Source organism: Enemella evansiae, assembly GCF_002250705.1.
Taxonomy (GTDB): domain Bacteria; phylum Actinomycetota; class Actinomycetes; order Propionibacteriales; family Propionibacteriaceae; genus Enemella; species Enemella evansiae.
Map to the genome: position 1 here is coordinate 205,345 of NZ_NMVP01000033.1, position 18,981 is coordinate 224,325.

Genomic DNA, 18,981 nt, shown 5'->3' on the forward strand with positions numbered 1-18,981 from the left:
TTCGCCTGTGCCCACGTTCGACCTGCCCGCCGCCGACGGCCACTGGTTCGCCCCCGGGCGGGTCAACCTGATCGGTGAGCACACCGACTACAACGACGGCTTCGTGCTCCCCTTCGCCCTCCCCCTCGGCATCCGGGTCGCCGCCCGGCTCCGCGACGACGACCGGGTCACCTTCGCCTCCACCAGCGAGGCCGACGGCGCGCACCTCACCCTGGCCGACCTCGACGGCCCGGTCCCCGACACCTTCCCGGGCTGGTACGCCTATCCCGCCGGTGTGCTCTGGGCCCTCCAGCAGCAGGGTCACCGACTCCGCGGTCTCGACCTGGCCTTCGACTCCAACCTGCCGGTCGGCGCCGGCCTCTCCTCCTCCGCCGCCATCTGCTGCGCCACCGTCGCCGCGGTCGCCGACCTCTGCGAACTGGACCTGACCCCGATGCGGCGCGCCCAGACCGCCCGGCAGGCCGAGAACGACTACGTCGGCGCGCCCACCGGCTTCATGGACCAGGCCGCCTCCACGCTCTGCACCGCCGGCCACGCCCTGCTGCTGGACTGCCGCGACCTGGGCACCGAACAGGTCCCCCTCGATCTCCCGGCCGCCGACCTGGAACTGCTGGTCCTGGACACCCGCACCCCACACTCCCTGGTCGACTCGGCGTACGCCGAACGCCGCCGCTCCTGCGAACAGGCCGCCGCCGCCCTCTGCGTACCCGCCCTGCGCGACATCACCGATGTCACCGCCCTCGCCGCCCTCACCGACCAGCCCGACGGTGACCTGCTGCTGCGCCGCGCCCGGCACGTGGTCACCGAGAACGCCCGGGTGCTCGAGGTCGCCGATCTGCTGCGCGCCGGCCGGGTCGCCGAGATCGCACCCGCACTGGACGCCTCGCACGCCTCGATGCGTGACGACTTCGAGATCACCGTGCCCACCGTCGACCTGGCCGTCGAGACCGCCCGCAGCGCCGGCGCGCTCGGCGCGCGGATGACCGGCGGCGGATTCGGTGGCTGCATCATCGCGCTCTGCCCCACCGGCAGCGCCGAGCCGATCGCCCGCCAGATCGCCGCCGCATTCGCCACCAACGGCTTCGGCGCACCCGAGTGGTTCACCGCCGAACCGGCCGCCGGTGCACACCGATTGGACAACGATTCGGCATCGTGATTTCCCCAGACCCCGCCGTAGTGGAAATATTGCCCACCTGTTCCAACCCCTGGAGTTGACCATGCGCACTCGTTCCCTGGCCACCACGGCCGCACTCGCCACGCTCACCCTGACCATGGCCGCCTGCGGATCCACCTCGCTCAGCGGTGGCAGCGGCGCCGGCGGCGCCGCCACCCCGGCCGGCGGCACCCAGGAACCCGTCCAGGTCGACCAGGCGCTGGCCGCCAAACTCCCGGAGAAGATCAAGGCCGACAAGAAGATCGTCGTCGGTACCGACGCCACCTACGCGCCCAACGAATTCCTGGACGCCGACGGCAAGACCGTGATCGGCGCCGACATCGACGTGCTGAACACCGTCGCCGCCCGCTTCGGCGTCACCGTCGAATACCAGCCGGCCGGCTTCGACACCATCATCACCGGTGTCCAGGGCAAGAAGTACGACCTGGGCATCTCCTCGTTCACCATCACCGACAAGCGGCTCGAGCAGGTCAACATGGTGAGCTACTTCAACGCCGGCACCCAGTGGGCCACCGCCCAGGGCAACCCCAAGCAGGTCGACCCGGAGAACGCCTGCGGCAAGACCGTCGCGGTCCAGACCGGTACCACCCAGGACCAGGACGATCTGCCCGTGCGGCAGGAGAAGTGCGGCGCGAACAAGATCAACGTGCTGCAGTTCGACGGCCAGGACCAGGCCACCGCCGCCGTCGTCTCCGGCCGCGCCGACGCGATGCTCGCCGACTCGCCGGTGGTGGCGTACGCCGCCAAGCAGTCCCAGGGCAAGCTCGCCCCGCTCGGTGAGATCTACGACGCCGCCCCCTACGGCATCGTGGTGCCGAAGGACCAGACCGACTTCGCCAATGCGATCGCCGAGGCGCTCACCAAGGCCAAGGCCGACGGCAGCTACGAGCGCGCGCTGCAGAAGTGGGGCACCGAGAACGGCGCGATCAGCTCCTTCCAGGTGAACCCGGCCGCCTCCTGAGGCAGGGCGCGATGAGCAGCCAGGTCCCCGATACCCGCGAGGCAGCCGACACCGCCGAGCGCCCCGGTCGCATCGACGCCGTCCCGGTACGCCACCCGTGGCGCTGGGTGGCGGTCGCGGTGATCGCGGTGCTGGCGCTGATGTTCCTCAACATGGTGCTGTTCAACCCGGCCTTCGACTGGCCCTTCATCGCCGAGGCGATGAACCAGAAACCGGTCATCGAGGGGTTCATCAAGGGCACCCTGCTGGTCACCGTGTTCAGCATGTTCTTCGGGGTGCTCGGCGGGGTCGTGCTGGCGGTGATGCGGCTCAGCGACAATCCCATCCTCAAAGCGGTCTCCTGGGCCTACACCTGGTTCTTCCGGGCCGTCCCCCGCTATGTGCTGCTGACCATCATGGGCGCCCTCGGCATCGTCTTCCAGCAGGGCCTCGCCTTCGGTGTCCCCTTCGACTGGAAGATCATCTCGTGGCTGGGGTTGCCCGAGGGCACCAGCTGGCGCTTCCTCACCCTCGATGCGAACGCGATCTTCGCCGGCTTCGCCGGTGCGGTGATCGGGATGGCGGCCTCCGAGGCGGCGTACATGGCCGAGATCGCGCGCGCCGGCATCCTCTCGGTCGACAAGGGCCAGTCCGAGGCCGCCGAGGCCCTCGGGATGAGCCCCGGCAAAGCGATGTGGCGGATCATCCTGCCGCAGGCGATGCGGGTGATCGTGCCGCCCACCGGCAACGAGACCATCGCGATGCTCAAGGACACCTCGCTGCTGCTCGCGATCCCGTTGTCCACCGAGCTGTTCTTCCAGCTCAGAGCGATCGGGTCGCGGACCTATCAGACCTTCCCCGTGCTGATCTCGGCCACCCTCTACTATCTGATCGCGACCAGCGTGCTGATGGTCGGACAGGCCTGGCTGGAACGCCACTTCGGCCGCGGCTTCGGCGGCGAGGCCGACACCCAGCGCCGGTTGATGATGGGAGCCGACCATTGAGCGACACCGCCGCCACCGCGCAGCCGCTGGTCCGGGCGCTGAACGCCACCAAGTTCTTCGGCGACAACGAGGTGCTCAAGGGCATCGACCTGGAGGTGCACTCCGGTGAGGTGGTCTGCCTGCTCGGCCCCAGCGGTTCGGGCAAGACCACCTTCCTGCGGTTGATCAACCAGATGGAGATCCTCACCGGTGGCCGGATCTGGGTCGACGGGGAGCTGATCGGCATCACCGAGAAGAACGGCAGGCTGCATCGCCGCCACGTCCGCGACATCGCCCGGCAGCGCGCCGAGATCGGGATGGTCTTCCAGCGGTTCAACCTGTTCCCGCACCTCACCGCGATCGGCAACGTGATGGAGGCCCCGATCCACGTCAAGGGCATCGGCAGGCAGCAGGCGCGGACCCGGGCGACGGAGTTGCTCGATCGGGTCGGGCTGGCCGACCGGGCCGACTACTATCCCTCCCAGCTCTCCGGCGGCCAGCAGCAGCGGGTCGCGATCGCCCGGGCGCTGGCGATGGAACCGCGGCTGATGCTCTTCGACGAGCCGACCAGTGCGCTCGACCCCGAACTGGTGGGCGAGGTGCTGTCGGTGATGAAGCAGCTGGCCGCCCAGGGCATGACGATGATCGTGGTCACCCACGAGATGGAGTTCGCCCGCGAGGTCGCCGACCGGGTGGTGTTCATGGCCGACGGTCAGGTGGTCGAGTCGGGTACGCCGCAGCAGGTGCTCGGCGATCCGCAGCAGCAGCGCACCAGGGATTTTCTGACCCGGGTGCGCCAGGGCGTGGACGCCGACGACGCCTGACCCGGCGGCCGGCCCGGTCCGCCTCAGTCCGCGGCGTCGCGGACCAGCACCCGGGTACTGGCCGGATGCAGCACGCAGCCGATCACCACGATCGAGGCGGCACCCAGCGCCACCGCGATCGGCCAGGTCGCACCACCGAAGAAGGACCAGGCGATCGGCAGGTTGATCAGCTGGGTGGCCACCACCGGCCCCCGGCTCCAGGTCCGCATCCGCAGCAGCCCGCCGGCCAGCAACCCACCCAGGGCGAGGCCGTAGCCGATCAGGATGATCGCCCCGCCGACCCCGACCACGGGCCGGTTCCCGCGGACGTTGAACGCATCCAGCACGCCGAGGACCACACAGACCAGCCCCTCCAGCAGCAGGATCAGCGCGGCCACGATCAGGGTGCGCGGCCGGCTCGCGGCGGGGGCGGTCGTCTCGGGTGTTTCGGGCACCGGCCCAGACTACCGGCGTACCCCCGTCTGATCGACCGCCGAACCGGGTAACCCACGCAGTCAGAGCCGATTAGTGTGAGCAAACCGACCTGTCAAGATCTTGTTTTCATCGGACTTACTTGCCAGTCTTGTCAGGTCACAATGAGCAGGGCCCCCAGCTTCCCCCGCAGCGCCGCGATCCGGAGACGTGGGCCCGAAACCTGAGAGGAGGGGACCAAGGCATGGATTGGCGCCATGAGGCAGCCTGTCTGGACGAGGATCCCGAACTCTTCTTCCCGATCGGAAACACCGGACCCGCGCTGCTGCAGATCGAAGAGGCCAAGCAGGTGTGCAAGCGGTGCACGGTGCGAGAGCAGTGCCTGCAGTGGGCGCTGGAGGCGGGCCAGGACCACGGTGTGTGGGGCGGCCTGTCCGAGGACGAGCGTCGCGCGATGAAGCGCCGCGCCGCTCGGTCCAGAATCCGCAGCGCGTGAGCGCACGAATCGGACACGCCTGAGATCGCCTGGCGATCGATCAGCACGAAGAAGCACGGAGCCCTGGGGATGGATCCCCGGGGCTCATCGTGTTCCGGGGCCCATCGTGCCCGGGGCTCGATCAGGAGTCGTTCGCCATCGGCAGCCGGACCCGGGCCAGCGATCCCGGCGCGTCCGGATTGTTCATCAGTTCGAAGGTGCCGCCCAGGTCGCGGACCAGGGTCGAGACGATGCTCAACCCCAGGCTCCGCGAGGTGGCCAACTGGAAGTCCTCCGGCAGCCCGGTCCCGTCGTCGACGACCTCGACCTCGAGCCAGCCCGCATCGGTGCGCGGGCGGACCGTGACCGTCCCGCCGCTGGAGCCGCTCAACCCGTGCTCGATGGCGTTCTGGCAGAGTTCGGTGACCACCAGCGAGAGCGCGGTGGCGACCGGGGCCGGGACCATGCCGAAGCTGCCCTCGCGGCGCGCCCGCACCCCCTCGGGGTGATCGTGCTGGGTCGCCACCGCGCCGACCATCTGCAGCACCCGGTCGGCCACGTCGTCGAAGGGCACCGATTCGTCGAAGGTCTGGGAGAGCGTCTCGTGCACCACCGCGATCGCGGCCACCCGCGACATCGCCTCGGTCAGCGCGACCCGCGCCTCGGGCGAGCGACGGGCCTGCATCCGCAGCAGCGCGGCCACCGTCTGCAGGTTGTTCTTCACCCGGTGGTGGATCTCCCGGATGGTGGCGTCCTTGGTGACCAGCTGGCGCTCCCGCAGGCTGATCTCGGTGATGTCGCGACAGAGCACGATCAGCTCGTCCGAACCGTCCTCGCCGCGCAGCGGCACCAGCCGCAGCCGGATCGTCACATTGCCGGCGATCGCCTCCACCTCGGAGATCTCGGTGGTGAAGTACGCCTCATCGGCCGGTGCGCTGCCCCCGGCGGCCTCGGCCAGGCCGCGCAGCAGCGAGGGCAGGTGCTCGTCCTCGGGATAGGAATCCAGGCCCAGGCGACGCAGCGCGGTGATCGCGTTCGGGGTGGCGTAGGCGACGTTGCGATTCTTGTCCAGCCGGTACACCCCGTCGCCGACCCGCGGGCTGAAGACCATGTCGCTCGGCGTACCGGTCGGGTATTCCCCGCGCGAGACCATCTCGGTGAGGACCTCGGCCATCTCCAGATAGTTGTCCTCCAGCGCGCCGGGCGCGCGGACCCCCATCTGGTTGGTGTGCCGCTCGATCACTGCCAGCACCTTGCCGTCGCGATGGATCGGCACCGCGTGCACATCGACCGGTATCCCGGCCTGCAGCTTGTTCTCCGAGGTCTCCACCTCGGTTCCGGTGAGGTACGCCTCCGGCACCCCGTGTTCGGGCAGATAGGCGATCTCGTCGCCGGCGACGTCGAACTCCAGCGCGGTGGGGCCGGTCGCCGGGCGGACCTGGGCGGCGGCCCAGAAGATGTTGGGATCGGTGTCGGGGATCCAGAGCACCAGATCGGAGAAGGACAGATCGGCGAGCAGATGCCACTCCGCGACGAGCCGGGTGAGGAACTCCTCGTCCTCCGGCCCGATGTCGGTGTGATCGCGGACCAGGGTGGACAGCAGCGGCATGGGCACCAACCTACTCACTGGTCACAAGACGCCGCGAGCCCGGGTCGATGACCCGGGCTCGGTGGTTGAGCGTGTGCTCAGGCGTTGGGGCGCTTGCCGTGGTTCGCGCCCTTCTTGCGACGCGCGCGGCGCTTGCGGCCGGTCTTGCCCATGTCAGCCTCCTGCTGTCTGTGATGATCGACAGGTAACCCTATCGCGTCCGGACCCGGATCGCGGAATCGCCAGCCCCGAAACCCTCAGCCCCGACGCCCTCAGCCGCGACGCCACGTGGTGATCGAGGTCATGATGCTCACCCGCAGCTGCTGGGGCGCCTTCTCCTCGGGGCAGCAGCGGTTCACCAGCTGCTTGATCGCGTGCTCGGCGTCGAAGTCCTCGACACAGCGCTCACAGGCCTCCAGATGCAACCGGATCACCTCGGTGGACGCACCGTCGAGCTCGTGGTCCAGGAAGGCGGTGACCCGCTGCAGCACCACCGAGCAGTCCTGCTCGGCGAGCCGACGCAATTCCTCGGCGTCGGCACCGTCCAGCTCGGGGCCATCCAGCTCGGGTCCGGGATCCTGCGGCTCGCGGGGCGTCACGATGCGTCCTGGGGCAGCATCCCGTGATCCCGGGCGTAATCGGACAGGGCCTTGCGCAGCTGGGCGCGGCCGCGGTTCAGCCGGGACATCACGGTCCCGATCGGCGTACCCATGATCTCGGCGATCTCCTTGTAGGCGAAGCCGTCCACATCGGCCAGATAGACCGCGGTCCGGAAGTCGTCGGAGAGGTTGTTCAGCGCGTCGGTGACGGCCGAATCCGGCATCCGGTCCAGCGCCTCCATCTCGGCCGAGCGCAGCCCGGTGGAGCTGTGCGACTCGGCGCGGGCCAGCTGCCAGTCCTCGACCGATTCCCCGTCGGAGATCTTCGGCGAGCGCTGCGCCTTGCGGTAGCTGTTGATGTAGGTGTTGGTGAGGATCCGGTAGAGCCACGCCTTCAGGTTGGTGCCCGGGGTGTACTGGTGGAAGGACTGGTACGCCTTGGCGTAGGTCTCCTGCACCAGGTCCTCCGCATCGGAGGGATTGCGGGTCATCCGCAGGGCCGCGCCGTAGAGCTGGTCCAGATGCCCCAGAGCGTCCCGCTCGAAGCGCGCGGAGCGCTCGGCCTCGGTCTCGGTCGACAGATCGAGTTCCGGGTCGCGCAGTTCATCGCTCGGCAGTGTCATCACGTATGACAGTACCGGTGCCGGGAAAGTTGTGCTCGTCATCACCCGGCACAACGGGACCGGGTCGCCGGTTATTCCCCGGCTCTCCCCCGCCCGCCGACGATCCGGTCGACGAAGTCGGTGACATCGGAGGTCAGCACCGCCGCGATCTGCGCGGGCGTGCTGGCCGCCCGGGCCGGTGGTTTCAGTTCGTGCGCGCAGTTCGGGACCACCACGACGCGGATCTGGTCGGCACCCGCCTCGTCGACGACGGCCGCGACCTCCGCGGGGGTGCCGAAGGGGTCGCGCTCGCCCTGCAGCACCAGCACCGGGGCGGTGGCGCCGAGCAGTTCGGGAGCACGGGACTTCTCCGGTTTCCCCGGTGGGTGCAGTGGGAACGACAGCGCGACCACCCCGGCGACCGGGTGCGCTGCCGCCCAGCGGACCGCGACCCGCGCCCCGGCGCTGCGGCCGCCGACGAACAGCGGCAGCCCCGGATGGGTCTCCTCGGCGTACGCCACCGCGGGCGCCCAGCCCTCGTCCAGCCGGGCCGGGGCGGGCGCGATCTTCCGGCCGGCGGTCCGCCACGGCTGCTCGAAGCGGAGCACCACGATGCCCTGCTCACCCAGTCCGGTCAGCGCGACCAGGTCGGGGGCGTCGACTCCCCCGCCGGCGCCGTGGCCGAGCAGCAGCACCGCCCGCGGATCGCCCGCGGTGGGCGCTGCGGCGTACATCCGGGAGGGGCCGAGCGGGGTCTCCAGGTCGACGATCACGGCGCCTCGACCGGCTCGACGAGTTCGGGTGAGTTGTTGCGGATGTTGCCGACCGCCTTCGCGACCGGGTACGCCGCCAGCAGCTCGGCATCGGTGACCCGCAGCAGCTCCTGGGCCGCCGCCGGGTCGGTGAGCCCGGGATCGAGCCAGTCGTCCCAGGCCTCCCGGGCGATCACCATCGGCATCCGGTCGTGCAGGTGGCCCAACGCGTCGGTGGCGCTGGTGGTGATGATCGAACAGGTGCTCAACCAGGCGTCCGGGTCACCGGAGGGCCGGGAGTCGTCGCGCCAGAACTCATAGATCCCGGCCATCACCAGCCGGCCGCCGTCACCGCGGTGGATGAAATACGGCTGCTTGCCAGGTTTGCCACCGGGCGGCGCCTCGGTGGCGTACCACTCGTAGTAGCCGTCTGCCGGCAGCAGGCAGCGCCGGGCCGCGAAGGCCTTGCGGAACGACGGCTTCTCGGCCACGGTCTCGGCGCGGGCGTTGATCATCCGGGCGCCGCCCTTCGTGTCCTTCGACCAGGACGGCACCAGCCCCCAGCGCAGGGGCACCAGCTTGCGCCGGCTCTCCCCGTCATCCTTGGAGACCCGCTGCACGATGGCCGCGACCGGGTCGGTCGGGGCGATGTTCCAGCTGGCCGCGGGCAGCTCACCGGCCACCTCGTCGATGTCGAATTCCTCCACCAGCTCGGCCTCATCGGCCGAGGCCGCGTAGCGCCCACACATGCCAGCCAATCTACGACCAGTGGTCCAACGATGCCCGCGGGACCCGAGGGGACCCCCCGGCCTTTCCAAGCCAAACCCGACACGGTAGACATAGGCCTATGACTCTGATGCGCGCGCTCGCCAGGACCATGCTCGCCGGCTACTTCGTGGTCAATGGAGCCAAGGCCCTCAAGGACCCCACGCCCTATGCGGCGGAGCAGGAGAAGTTCGCCAGCAAGGTGGTGCCGCTGGCCAAGAAGGTGGCGCCGGCCGAGGTGGCCACCGCCATCCCCACCGACACCGCCAGCCTGGCCCGGATCTCCGGTGGCCTCCAGGTCGCCGGTGGACTCGGCCTGATCTTCGGCAAGGGCCGCCGCCTCGGTGCCGGCCTGCTGGCCGCCTCGATGGTGCCGCAGCTGATGAGCGGTGGCGCGGGCCAGGGTGCCAGCCTCGAGCAGAAGGCGGCCGCCCGCAACGAACTGCTGAAGAACCTGGCGCTGGTCGGTGGCGCACTGGTCGCCGCCGGTGACACCGAGGGGCAGCCGAGCATCGCCTGGCGCGCCCAGGACCAGGCCAACCGGATCGGCCGCCGGGTGGAGAAGGCACGGGCCCAGTTGGAGAAGGACGCCGAAGTGTCCAAGCGCGAGGCCCGCAAGCGGCTGAAGCGCGCCCGCAAGGACGCCAAGAAGCGGGTCAAGGAGATCTCCTCCTGACTGCCGGACGACCTCCGATGAGCACGCCCTCGCATTCCGACCTCTCCGGCGCCGACCGCCCCGCGCGGTCGGCGCCGCCGCGTCGCGCCGCGGACACCGGTCCCTGGCCCGCCCCGATCGCCGCCGAACCGGTGCACGCCACCGTCCGGGTACCGGGTTCGAAGTCCGAGACCAATCGGGCCCTGGTACTGGCCGCGCTGGCCGACGGTCCGAGCGCCATCACCGGTGGCCTGGACGCCCGGGACACCCGGTTGATGCGCGACGGCCTGCGCACCCTCGGCGTCGGCATCGACGACAGCGGGCCCAGCTGGCGGATCACTCCCCCGGCCGACGGCTTCAGCGCCGGCGGGGACATCGACTGCGGCCTGGCCGGCACGGTGATGCGCTTCCTGCCGCCGATCGCCGCCCTGGCACCGGGAACGGTGGGTTTCCGTGGCGACGCCGAGGCGACCAAGCGGCCGATGGGCCCGCTGCTGGACGCGCTCTCCGACATCGGCGCCGAGATCGACCCGGCCGACACCCAGCACCTGCCGTTCACCGTCACCGGTCGGCCCGACCTGCCCGGCGGGCCGGTGCTGGTGGACTCCTCCAGCTCCAGCCAGTATCTGTCCGCACTGCTGCTGGTCGGCGCCCGCTTCGCCCGCGGGTTGGACGTGCGTCACATCGGCCCCACCCTGCCCAGCCGACCGCACATCGAGATGACGGTGCTGATGCTGCGCGAGCGCGGCGTCCGGATCGAGCAGCAGGGCACCGACCGCTGGATCGTGCAGCCGGGGCCGATCGCGGCCCGGGACACCACGATCGAGCCGGATCTGACCAATGCCGCCGCCTTCCTGGCCGCCGCGGTGATCACCGCCGGTGAGGTGCGGGTGCTCGACTGGCCGGAGCGGACCAACCAGCCCGGGGATCTGGCCCGTGAGGTGTTCGAGGCCTTCGGGGCCAGCGTGGAGCGCCGCGACGGGGCCCTGGTGGTACGCGGCCAGGACCGGTTGCGGGGTGTCGATCTGGACCTGTCGGCCGCCTCCGAGCTGACCCCGGTCGTCGCCGCCCTGGCCTCGGTCGCCCGGGACACCTCGCATCTGCGGGGCGTCGCGCACATCCGCGGCCACGAGACCGACCGGCTCGCCGCCCTGGAGACCGAGCTGAACCGGCTCGGTTCGCACACCCGGCAGACCCACGACGGGCTGGTGATCCACCCGCGGGTGCTGCACGGCGGGGAGTGGCGGACCTATGCCGACCATCGGATGGCGCACGCCGGTGCGCTGCTCGGCCTGCTGGTCGACGACATCACCCTCGACGATGTCGGGTGCACCGCCAAGACGCTGCCGGAGTTCCCGATGCTGTGGACGAAGATGCTCGACGACTCCGACGAGTGGTCCGAGCGCGGGAACGGGTCCACCGGCGGGGTCCAGGCGTGATCCGTCGGGGCGGGATCCACTCCGACGACCACGCCGGTTTCGATCGCCCCCGCCGCCGGAGCCGGCCACGGACCAAGGACCGTCCCGACTATTCCGCCGCCGCGTTGGGCATGGTGATGACCATCGATCGCGGCCGTTACCGCTGCCTGCTGCTCGACGAGGCGGACCAACCGGGTCCCGATGCGGTCCCGGTGACGGCGATGAAGGCCCGCAACCTCGGCCGTCGCTCGGTGATCGTCGGCGACCGGGTACGCCTGGTCGGCGATCTGTCCGGGGCGGACGGCAGCCTGGCCCGGATCGTCGAGGTCACCGAACGCGACACCGTGCTGCGGCGTACCGCCGATGACGACGATCCCTATGAGCGCCCGATCGTGGCCAATGCCGACCAGCTGGTGATCGTCACCGCGCTGGCCGACCCACCGCCGCGGACCGGGATGATCGACCGGATCCTGGTCGCGGGTTACGACGCCGGGCTGGAGCCGCTGCTCTGCCTGACCAAGGCCGATCTGGCCTCCCCCGACGACCTGGTGGCGGCGTACACCCCCCTCGGTGTGCCGATCGTGGTCAGCGAACCCGGTGCCGACCTGGCCGAACTCAGGCAACTGCTGAGCGGGCGGATCTCGGTCTTCATCGGGCACTCCGGGGTCGGCAAGTCGACCCTGGTGAACGCACTGATCCCCGGCCTGGATCGGGCCGTCGGCGTCGTCAACGAGGTCACCGGCCGGGGCCGGCACACCTCCACCTCGGCGATCGCGCTGCGGTTGCCCGAACTCGCCGACGGGGAGCCCGGCGGCTGGGTGATCGACACGCCCGGGGTGCGGTCCTTCGGGCTCAGCCATGTCACCCCCGCCGATGTGATCAAGGCTTTCCCGGATCTGCTCGAGTTCACCGCCGACTGTCCGCGGGGTTGCGAGCATGGCTTCGACGCCGTCGACTGCGGGCTGGATGCCGCCGTGCAGGCCGGTGAGCTCCCGCGGGCCCGGGTCGACTCGTTCCGGCGGATGGTCGCCGCGCGCGCCCTGCCCTACGAGTGAGGATAGATTCGCCCCCATGCCTGCCAACACCGCCGACTACACCGACGATGTCCGCCTGGCCCACCTGATGGCCGACAACGCCGACTCGATCACCATGGACCGGTTCAAGGCGCAGGATCTCAAGGTCTCCGCCAAACCGGACCTGTCGCACGTCACCGACGCCGACGTGGCGGTGGAAGAGGTCCTGCGCAAGACGCTGTCCCGGGCCCGGCCCAGGGATGCGGTGCACGGTGAGGAGCTGGACGACACCGGCCACGGGCCGCGGCGCTGGGTCATCGACCCGATCGACGGCACCTCGAACTTCGTCCGCGGGGTACCGGTCTGGGCCACCCTGATCGGGCTGATGGTCGGTGACGAGGTGGTCGCCGGGGTGGTCTCCGCCCCCGCACTCGGCCGGCGCTGGTGGGCCTCGAAGGGCAACGGTGCCTATGCCGGCAAGTCACTGGCCCAGGCGAAACCGCTCCAGGTCTCCCAGGTGGCCGCGATCGCCGACGCGTCGCTGTCCTATTCCTCCTTGCACGGTTGGGTTTCCGCCGGCTGGGGGCAACACTTCGTCGACCTGATGCGGACCGTCTGGCGGTCCCGGGCGTACGGCGACTTCTGGTCCTACATGCTGGTCGCCGAGGGTGCCGTCGACGTCGCCTGCGAACCGGAGCTGGCGCTGCACGACATGGCCGCCTGCGACATCGTGGTCACCGAGGCCGGTGGCCGGTTCACCAGCGTGGGTGGGGATCCCGGCCCGCACGGTCCCGGCGCGGTCGCCACCAACGGCCTGCTGCACGATGTGGTGGTACGCCAGCTGCTCGCCGGCGATGCGGTCGACCCGAACGCCGAACGCGACCGCCCCGAGAACTGATCACTCCCGCCCGGAGCTGATCCACTTCGGGTCGCCGGTGATGTTGCGGTCTCCGCGGACGGCGCCGGCGATCTGATCGAGCCGGTCGAGCTGCTCGGCCGACAGCCGGACATCGACACAGCCCAGGTTCTCGATCATCCGCTCCGGGCGGCGGGATCCGGGGATCGGCACCGTCGCCACGCCGAACTGGTCACTCTTGGCGAGCAGCCAGGCGAGCACCACCTGGGCGTTGGTCGCATCGACCTGTTCGGCGACCTCGGTGACGATCGCGAGCGCCCGCTGGTTGTCGTCCCAGCCCTCACCCATCCGCTCGGTCTGGCCGCGAAAATCGCCGGCCACGTCGTCGCGGGTCAGCGTACCGGTGAGGAAGCCGCGGCCCAGCGGGCTGTAGGGCACGAAGCCGATGCCGAGTTCGGCGCAGGTGGGCAGCACCCGGGCCTCGACGTCGCGGGACCAGACGCTCCACTCCGACTGCACCGCGGCGATCGGGTGGGTGGCGTGGGCGCTGCGCAGCTCCTCGGCGGTCACCTCGGAGAGCCCGAGCTGGCGCACCTTGCCCTGGGAGACCAGGTCGGCCATCGCGCCGACGGTCTCGGCGATCGGCACGTCGTGGTCGGGGCGATGCAGATAGTAGAGGTCGATGGTCTCCACCCCGAGCCGACGCAGCGAGGCCTCGCAGGCGCTGCGGACGTATTCCGGCCGGCCGTCGGTGCGCTTGGCCTTGCCGGCCTCCCCGGTGCGGATCGCGGTGATCCCGAACTTGGTGGCGAGTTGCACCTCGTCGCGGCGTTCGGCCAGCAGCGGTGCGAGCATCTCCTCGTTCGTACCGGCCGGGCCCTCGGCGCCGTCGCGCGGGCTGCCGTAGACGTCGGCGGTGTCGAGGAAGGTGATCCCGGCGTCGATGCAGGCGTTCACGGTGGCCCGCGCCTGCTCGTCGCTGATGTCGCCGTAGATGTTGGAGACCGCCATGGCGCCGAAGCCGATCGCGGAGACCTCCAGCTCACCGAGTCGGGTCATCGGCGTTCCACCACCTTCAGTCGCACGGTTTCGGGCTGGTTGCGCAGCGCGTCGGCGAGTTCGGCCACCCGGGCACCGCTGACGTCGGTCAGCACATAGCCCAGCGGTCCGCGGGTCGACAGCGTCTGCCGGTCGATGTTCACCTCGTGGTCGGCGATCACCTGGTTCAGCTTGGCGAGCACGCCGGGCACGTTGTGGTGCAGGTGCAGCAGGCGTACGCCGCCAGCGGTCTCGTCGAGCTGGACCTGGGGCAGGTTGACCGACATCGTGGTCGCGCCCAGGTCGGCGAAGTCGGAGAGCTTGCCGGCGACGAAGTGGCCGATGTCCTGCTGGGCCTCCTCGGTGGAGCCGCCGACATGCGGGGTGAGGATGACGTTCGGGATGCCCTGCAGCACCGAGGTGAACGCGTCACCGGCCGCCTTCGGCTCCGCGGGGAACACATCGACCGCGGCACCGGCGATGTGCCCGGACAGCAGGTTGTCGCGCAGCGACTCGTGGTCCACCACGAACCCGCGGCTCAGATTGAGGAACAGCGAACGCGGCCGCATCATCGCGAACTGTTCGGCACCGAAGAAGCCGCCGTTGCCGGCCCGGCCGTCGACGTGCAGCGACACGGTCTCGACCTTGCTGAGCAGTTCCTCCAGGCTGCCGCAGCGGCGGGCGTTGCCGAGGGCGAGCCGGTCCACGATGTCATAGAAATAGACCTGCAGGCCCAGCGATTCGGCGACCACCGAGAGCTGGGAGCCGATGTTGCCGTAGCCGACGATGCCCAGGGTCCGGCCGCGGACCTCGTGGGCGCCCTTGGCGGACTTGTCCCAGACACCGTTGTGCAGGGCCGCGTTCTTGTCTGTCAGGTGCCGGGCCATCGCGATGATCTCGGCGATCGCCAGCTCGACCACGCTGCGGGTGTTGGAGAACGGCGCGTTGAAGACCGCGACACCGCGCTCGGCGGCGCTGCTCAAATCGATCTGGTTGGTGCCGATGCAGAACGCGCCGATGGTCTCCAGCTGATCGGCCTCCTTGAGCACCCGCTCGGTGACCTGGGTCTTGGAGCGGATGCCGAGCACGTTCACCCCGGGCAGCGAGCGGATCAGCTCGTCCTCATCGAGGGCGCCGGAACGCACCTCGACATCGAATCCGCGGGACTGCAGGATCTCGACGGCGTCGCTGTGGATGTTCTCGAGCAGGAGTGCTTTCACGAGCGGTGAGTCTAGGCGCAATCCTCGAATTCGCGGCCCGGGTCCAGCCGGCGAACGGTGTCACCCCGCTACGCTGACCGGGTGAACTCCGGGATGCTGATCGGGATCGTCGCGCTGGTCCTCGGACTCGCCCCGGCGATCGTCGGGGTACGCCTGGCCTACGTCAACCCACCCGAATCCGCGGGCCGGCGCCGCGGTGTGCTGATCGCGGTGCTCGGGCTCGGGATCATCTGGATCGGCGCCTTCGCCTCCCTCGGCGGCATCTGACGCTCACTCGGGCAATCGGGGTACCGCGGCGAGCAGCTCGCGGGTGTACTCGGCCTGCGGGTCGGCGTACACCTGCATGGTCGGGCCGCGTTCGACGACCCGACCCGAGCGCAGCACCAGGACCGAATCGCAGGTGTGCCGGACCACCATCAGGTCGTGGCTGACGAAGACCAGGGTCAGCCCGAAACCGGTCACCAGGTCGTTGAGCAGGTTCAGCACCTGCGCCCGTACCGAGACATCGAGGGCGGAGACCGCCTCGTCGGCGATCAGCACCTGCGGGTTGGGCGCCAGTGCCCGGGCGATCGCGATCCGCTGCCGCTGCCCGCCGGAGAACTCGTGCGGATAACGGCGCCCCGAATCGGCGGGCAGGCCGACCGCATCGAGCACCTCCCGGACCCGGGCCGGCCGGTCGGTCGGTACATCCTCGCGGCCGCGCAGCAACGGGGAGCGCAGCGGTTCGGAGATGATGTCGCTCACCCGCATCCGCGGGTTCAGCGAGGAGCGTGGATCCTGGAACACCAGCTGCACCGCCGATCGCAGGAATCCCAACCGGGATTCGGGAAGCGCGATATCGGTGCCGTTCAGCCGGATGCTGCCGGAGGTGGGCCGGTCGAGGGCCGCCATCATCCGGATCAGCGTCGATTTGCCCGACCCGGACTCCCCCACGATGCCGAGCCGCTCACCGCGGGCCAGGGTCAGGCTGACGTCGTCGACCGCGGTCACGCGACGGCCGGAGCCGGTGAACACCCGGCTCACGTTCTCGACCTCGAAGACCGGGTCGCTCATTCGATCGCCTCCCCGGCATAGAAGTCCGCGACCACCGGCAACCGGGCGCCGGGTTCGACCCGGTCCAGCTGCGCGGTCGCCAGCAGGCCGCGGGTGTAACCGTGCTGCGGGTCGCGGAGCAGCTCGGCGGTCGGCCCCCGTTCGACGATCGACCCGTCGAGCATCACCACCAGCTCGTCGCAGACCTGGGCGACGACCGCCAGGTCGTGGCTGATGAACAGGCAGGCGGCCTGCACCTCGGTCAGCGATCGGTCCAGCAACCGCAGCACCCGGGCCTGCACGGTGACATCGAGGGCGGTGGTCGGTTCGTCGCAGATCACCAGCTCGGGCCGGTTGATCAGCGCCATCGCCAGCACCACCCGTTGCCGCTGGCCGCCGGAGAGCTGGTGCGGGAAGGACTTCGCGATTCGGGCCGGGTCATCGAGCCCGACCTCCTGGAGGATCTGCAGCACCTGATCCCGACCACTGCTCCCCCGCCCGGCGCGATGCAGCTGCCAGACCTCGGCGACCTGCCGACCGATCCGCATCGTCGGGTCGAGTGCGGTCATCGGTTCCTGGAAGACCATCGACATCCGGTCCCCGCGCAGCGGTGCCACCTCCCGATCCGGGCGGCCGAGCAGTTCCCGACCGTCGAAACGCACCGATCCCTGTGTCCGTGCGGTTTCCGGGAGCAGTCCCATCAGCGCGAGCGCCGTCAGCGACTTGCCGGATCCGGATTCGCCGATCAGTCCGACCCGGGCGCCGCGCTCGATCGTCAGGTCGATGCCGTGCAGCACCTCCCGGCCGGCCGGGCCGCTGCTGTCCGCGAAGGCGACCCGCAGGTCCGCCACCTGCACCAGTGGCGCCATCAGCGGACCTCCTTCAGCCGCGGGTCGAGCAGATCCCGCAGGCCGTCGCCGAGCAGGTTGAACCCGAGCACCGCGCCGGCGATCGCCAGCCCCGGCCAGAGCGCCTGCAGCGGGTCGGTGAACAGGTAGGTCACCGCCTCCCGCAGCATCCGGCCCCAGGTCGGCGTGGGCGGCGGCGTACCCAACCCCAGATAGGAGAGCGCCGCCTCGGCGAGGATCGCTATCCCGAAGGACACCGAGGCCTGCACCCCGATCACCGGGGCCACATTGGGCAGCACATGCCGCAGCGCGATGCCCAACCGGGTGGTGCCGGCGGCCCGGGCGGCGAGCACGTAGTCGCTGCTCATCACCGACAGCGTCGCGGCCCGGGTGACCCGGGTGAAGGCGGGGATGGTGGCGATGCCGATCGCCAGCATCGCGGTCCAGGTCGAGCCACCAAGGGTGGCGGCCAGCAGGATCGCCAGCAGCAGGGCCGGGAAGGCGTACAGGATGTCCACCCCGCGCAGCAGCACCTCACCGCCCCAGCCGCGCAGCATCCCGGCGATGATGCCCAGCGGTACGCCGATCAGCGCGGCCACCGCCACCGCGATGATGCCGACCAGCAGGCAGGTCTGCGCACCGACCATCAGCATCGACAGGTTGTCCAGGCCGACGAAGTTGGCGCCGAGCAGATGCGGCCAGCCCGGTTCGGCCATCGACAGCGACGGGTCGACCAGTGTCGGGTCGAAGGGGGTCCAGACCAGCGAGACCAGCGCGGTCAGCACGACCATCCCGACCAGTACGGTCCCGATCCAGAGTCCGGCGCGCTTCATCGGTTCGACCTCAGCCGGGGATCGAGCAGCAGGTAGGACAGGTCGACCAGGGTGTTGATGAGCAGCACCGCGAAGGCCAGCAGCATCACCGTGCCCTGCACCAGCACCAGGTCGCGCTGGGAGGCGGCGGTCAGCAGCTGCGAACCCAGGCCGGGGATCGAGAACACGTTCTCGATCACGATCGCCCCCACCAGCAGGGTCGACAGCTGCAGCCCGAGCACGGTGACCACCGACAGCGATGCGTTGCGCAACCCGTGCCGCAGCAGCGCCGGCAGCTGCCGCCAGCCGATCGCCCGCGCGGTGCGGTAGTAGTCCTCGCTGAGCACCTCCAGGGTCGCCGAGCGGACGTAGCGGGCCAGGACCGCGGCCTGGACCAGTGCCAGCGAGAGCACCGGCAGCACCAGCCGGGCGGCCCAGCCGGCCGGATCCTGGGTGAGCGGGACGTAGCCGTTCGCCGGCAGCCAGCGCAGCTTCACCGCGAACAGGTAGACCGCCATGATGCCGGCCCAGAACGCCGGGATCGCCAACCCCAGCTGGGAAAGCGCGGACAGGATCACCCCGTCCAGGTGGCGCCGGCGGAGCGCGGCGAGCATCCCCACCGGCACCGCGATCAGGATCGCGACCAGCATGCCCAGCCCGACCAGCCAGGCCGTCACCCCGAGCTTGCTGATGATCTGGCTGGACACCGAGCGGCGGCTGAGCAGCGAGGTGCCGAAGTCGCCGCGCAGCATGCCGGTCACCCATTCCCAGTAGCGCTCGGACAGCGGCTGGTCCAGCCCGAGCCGCCGCCGCATCGCCTCCACCGCCATCGGGTCGGCGTTCGCACCGAGGATCACCTGGGCCAGGTCCCCGGGCAGGATCCAGCAGAGCACGAAGATCAGGATCGAGGCGATCACCAACGAGACGGCGAAGATCGCCAACCGCAGCAGGACTCGTCTCAGGACCGGTGGCATCT

General features: G+C 70.3%; 23 protein-coding genes. 10 read left to right on the top strand and 13 right to left on the bottom strand.

What is annotated here, in order from left to right; all coding sequences use genetic code 11:
- Positions 1 to 7: 7 nt before the first annotated feature.
- From galK to BI335_RS15070, 4 genes are all read left to right on the top strand, one after another.
- Positions 8 to 1,156, top strand: a complete 1,149-nt coding sequence (gene galK / locus BI335_RS15055; RefSeq protein WP_229119617.1) for a galactokinase — start codon at positions 8 to 10, stop codon at positions 1,154 to 1,156.
- Between the two features lie 61 nt (positions 1,157 to 1,217).
- Complete coding sequence (locus BI335_RS15060; protein WP_094355411.1) at positions 1,218 to 2,135, top strand: ABC transporter substrate-binding protein; 918 nt, start codon at positions 1,218 to 1,220, stop codon at positions 2,133 to 2,135.
- A gap of 11 nt (positions 2,136 to 2,146) precedes the next feature.
- Positions 2,147 to 3,118, top strand: coding sequence for an amino acid ABC transporter permease (locus BI335_RS15065; RefSeq protein WP_094355412.1), 972 nt, complete (start codon positions 2,147 to 2,149; stop codon positions 3,116 to 3,118).
- 26 nt (positions 3,119 to 3,144) lie between these two features.
- Positions 3,145 to 3,921 (top strand): amino acid ABC transporter ATP-binding protein, encoded by a 777-nt coding sequence (locus BI335_RS15070; RefSeq protein ID WP_141212462.1) that lies wholly within the window; start codon positions 3,145 to 3,147, stop codon positions 3,919 to 3,921.
- A gap of 23 nt (positions 3,922 to 3,944) precedes the next feature.
- On the opposite strand, the gene BI335_RS15075 is transcribed toward BI335_RS15070, so the two are convergent.
- Positions 3,945 to 4,355, bottom strand: coding sequence for a hypothetical protein (locus BI335_RS15075; protein WP_094355414.1), 411 nt, complete (start codon positions 4,353 to 4,355; stop codon positions 3,945 to 3,947).
- Positions 4,356 to 4,576: 221 nt separating this feature from the next.
- Here BI335_RS15075 and BI335_RS15080 point away from each other — a divergent pair, with 221 nt between their 5' ends.
- A complete protein-coding gene (locus BI335_RS15080) occupies positions 4,577 to 4,828 on the top strand; it encodes a WhiB family transcriptional regulator (RefSeq protein ID WP_094355415.1) in 252 nt (83 codons plus the stop codon).
- Between the two features lie 121 nt (positions 4,829 to 4,949).
- On the opposite strand, the gene BI335_RS15085 is transcribed toward BI335_RS15080, so the two are convergent.
- The 6 genes from BI335_RS15085 to BI335_RS15105 form a co-directional block, all read right to left on the bottom strand.
- The gene (locus BI335_RS15085) at positions 4,950 to 6,416 is read right to left on the bottom strand and encodes a sensor histidine kinase (protein ID WP_094355416.1); all 1,467 of its coding nucleotides are present in this window, start codon (positions 6,414 to 6,416) and stop codon (positions 4,950 to 4,952) included.
- A 77-nt stretch (positions 6,417 to 6,493) separates the two neighbouring features.
- Positions 6,494 to 6,568 (bottom strand): 50S ribosomal protein bL37, encoded by a 75-nt coding sequence (locus BI335_RS22500; RefSeq protein WP_369797015.1) that lies wholly within the window; start codon positions 6,566 to 6,568, stop codon positions 6,494 to 6,496.
- Between the two features lie 99 nt (positions 6,569 to 6,667).
- Positions 6,668 to 6,994, bottom strand: coding sequence for a mycothiol system anti-sigma-R factor (gene rsrA / locus BI335_RS15090; protein WP_229117778.1), 327 nt, complete (start codon positions 6,992 to 6,994; stop codon positions 6,668 to 6,670).
- Entirely contained in the window at positions 6,991 to 7,617 is a 627-nt protein-coding gene (locus BI335_RS15095; protein WP_094355417.1) for a sigma-70 family RNA polymerase sigma factor, read from the bottom strand. The genes rsrA and BI335_RS15095 overlap by 4 nt, the downstream gene beginning before the upstream one ends.
- A 71-nt stretch (positions 7,618 to 7,688) precedes the next feature.
- Positions 7,689 to 8,369: an alpha/beta hydrolase family protein gene (locus BI335_RS15100; protein ID WP_208109126.1), complete on the bottom strand. Its 681-nt coding sequence runs from the start codon at positions 8,367 to 8,369 to the stop codon at positions 7,689 to 7,691.
- Positions 8,366 to 9,097, bottom strand: coding sequence for an SOS response-associated peptidase (locus tag BI335_RS15105; protein ID WP_094431865.1), 732 nt, complete (start codon positions 9,095 to 9,097; stop codon positions 8,366 to 8,368). Before BI335_RS15105 ends, BI335_RS15100 begins: the two co-directional genes overlap by 4 nt.
- Before the next feature lie 98 nt (positions 9,098 to 9,195).
- Between BI335_RS15105 and BI335_RS15110 the strand changes: the two genes are divergently transcribed.
- Genes BI335_RS15110 through BI335_RS15125 form a run of 4 tightly spaced genes read left to right on the top strand, consistent with a single transcriptional unit; the run spans position 9,196 to position 13,097 of the window.
- Positions 9,196 to 9,789, top strand: coding sequence for a DoxX family protein (locus BI335_RS15110; protein WP_094355419.1), 594 nt, complete (start codon positions 9,196 to 9,198; stop codon positions 9,787 to 9,789).
- A gap of 17 nt (positions 9,790 to 9,806) precedes the next feature.
- Positions 9,807 to 11,207 (top strand): 3-phosphoshikimate 1-carboxyvinyltransferase, encoded by a 1,401-nt coding sequence (gene aroA / locus BI335_RS15115; protein WP_094431867.1) that lies wholly within the window; start codon positions 9,807 to 9,809, stop codon positions 11,205 to 11,207.
- Positions 11,204 to 12,241, top strand: coding sequence for a ribosome small subunit-dependent GTPase A (gene rsgA / locus BI335_RS15120; protein WP_407644066.1), 1,038 nt, complete (start codon positions 11,204 to 11,206; stop codon positions 12,239 to 12,241). Before aroA ends, rsgA begins: the two co-directional genes overlap by 4 nt.
- Positions 12,242 to 12,257: 16 nt before the next feature.
- A complete protein-coding gene (locus tag BI335_RS15125; protein ID WP_094355421.1) occupies positions 12,258 to 13,097 on the top strand; it encodes an inositol monophosphatase family protein in 840 nt (279 codons plus the stop codon).
- Here BI335_RS15125 and BI335_RS15130 read toward each other — a convergent pair whose 3' ends face one another.
- On the bottom strand, positions 13,098 to 14,114 hold the full coding sequence (locus BI335_RS15130; RefSeq protein ID WP_094431869.1) for an aldo/keto reductase: 1,017 nt from the start codon (positions 14,112 to 14,114) through the stop codon (positions 13,098 to 13,100). It abuts the gene before it with no gap.
- Entirely contained in the window at positions 14,111 to 15,313 is a 1,203-nt protein-coding gene (serA, locus tag BI335_RS15135) for a phosphoglycerate dehydrogenase (RefSeq protein WP_094400877.1), read from the bottom strand. The genes BI335_RS15130 and serA overlap by 4 nt, the downstream gene beginning before the upstream one ends.
- Before the next feature lie 81 nt (positions 15,314 to 15,394).
- On the opposite strand from serA, the gene BI335_RS15140 reads away from it, so the two are divergent.
- Positions 15,395 to 15,580 (top strand): hypothetical protein, encoded by a 186-nt coding sequence (locus BI335_RS15140; protein WP_094431871.1) that lies wholly within the window; start codon positions 15,395 to 15,397, stop codon positions 15,578 to 15,580.
- A gap of 3 nt (positions 15,581 to 15,583) precedes the next feature.
- Here BI335_RS15140 and BI335_RS15145 read toward each other — a convergent pair whose 3' ends face one another.
- Genes BI335_RS15145 through BI335_RS15160 form a run of 4 tightly spaced genes read right to left on the bottom strand, consistent with a single transcriptional unit; the run spans position 15,584 to position 18,979 of the window.
- Complete coding sequence (locus BI335_RS15145) at positions 15,584 to 16,366, bottom strand: ABC transporter ATP-binding protein (protein WP_094431872.1); 783 nt, start codon at positions 16,364 to 16,366, stop codon at positions 15,584 to 15,586.
- Complete coding sequence (locus tag BI335_RS15150; RefSeq protein WP_094405236.1) at positions 16,363 to 17,214, bottom strand: ABC transporter ATP-binding protein; 852 nt, start codon at positions 17,212 to 17,214, stop codon at positions 16,363 to 16,365. The genes BI335_RS15145 and BI335_RS15150 overlap by 4 nt, the downstream gene beginning before the upstream one ends.
- Positions 17,214 to 18,026: an ABC transporter permease gene (locus BI335_RS15155; protein ID WP_094400869.1), complete on the bottom strand. Its 813-nt coding sequence runs from the start codon at positions 18,024 to 18,026 to the stop codon at positions 17,214 to 17,216. The genes BI335_RS15150 and BI335_RS15155 overlap by 1 nt, the downstream gene beginning before the upstream one ends.
- Positions 18,023 to 18,979: an ABC transporter permease gene (locus BI335_RS15160; RefSeq protein WP_094355428.1), complete on the bottom strand. Its 957-nt coding sequence runs from the start codon at positions 18,977 to 18,979 to the stop codon at positions 18,023 to 18,025. Before BI335_RS15160 ends, BI335_RS15155 begins: the two co-directional genes overlap by 4 nt.
- Between the last annotated feature and the right edge of the window lie 2 nt (positions 18,980 to 18,981).

Bases quoted from the DNA above. Each gene is read 5' to 3' on its own strand.
- BI335_RS15060 (WP_094355411.1), top strand. From the start codon at position 1,218: ATGCGCACTCGTTCCCTGGCCACCACGGCCGCACTCGCCACGCTCACC.
- BI335_RS15065 (WP_094355412.1), top strand. From the start codon at position 2,147: ATGAGCAGCCAGGTCCCCGATACCCGCGAGGCAGCCGACACCGCCGAG.
- BI335_RS15080 (WP_094355415.1), top strand. From the start codon at position 4,577: ATGGATTGGCGCCATGAGGCAGCCTGTCTGGACGAGGATCCCGAACTC.
- BI335_RS15085 (WP_094355416.1), bottom strand. From the start codon at position 6,416: ATGCCGCTGCTGTCCACCCTGGTCCGCGATCACACCGACATCGGGCCG.
- BI335_RS15095 (WP_094355417.1), bottom strand. From the start codon at position 7,617: ATGACACTGCCGAGCGATGAACTGCGCGACCCGGAACTCGATCTGTCG.
- BI335_RS15105 (WP_094431865.1), bottom strand. From the start codon at position 9,097: ATGTGTGGGCGCTACGCGGCCTCGGCCGATGAGGCCGAGCTGGTGGAG.
- BI335_RS15110 (WP_094355419.1), top strand. From the start codon at position 9,196: ATGACTCTGATGCGCGCGCTCGCCAGGACCATGCTCGCCGGCTACTTC.
- aroA (WP_094431867.1), top strand. From the start codon at position 9,807: ATGAGCACGCCCTCGCATTCCGACCTCTCCGGCGCCGACCGCCCCGCG.
- BI335_RS15125 (WP_094355421.1), top strand. From the start codon at position 12,258: ATGCCTGCCAACACCGCCGACTACACCGACGATGTCCGCCTGGCCCAC.
- BI335_RS15130 (WP_094431869.1), bottom strand. From the start codon at position 14,114: ATGACCCGACTCGGTGAGCTGGAGGTCTCCGCGATCGGCTTCGGCGCC.
- BI335_RS15145 (WP_094431872.1), bottom strand. From the start codon at position 16,366: ATGAGCGACCCGGTCTTCGAGGTCGAGAACGTGAGCCGGGTGTTCACC.
- BI335_RS15150 (WP_094405236.1), bottom strand. From the start codon at position 17,214: ATGGCGCCACTGGTGCAGGTGGCGGACCTGCGGGTCGCCTTCGCGGAC.
- BI335_RS15155 (WP_094400869.1), bottom strand. From the start codon at position 18,026: ATGAAGCGCGCCGGACTCTGGATCGGGACCGTACTGGTCGGGATGGTC.
- BI335_RS15160 (WP_094355428.1), bottom strand. From the start codon at position 18,979: ATGCCACCGGTCCTGAGACGAGTCCTGCTGCGGTTGGCGATCTTCGCC.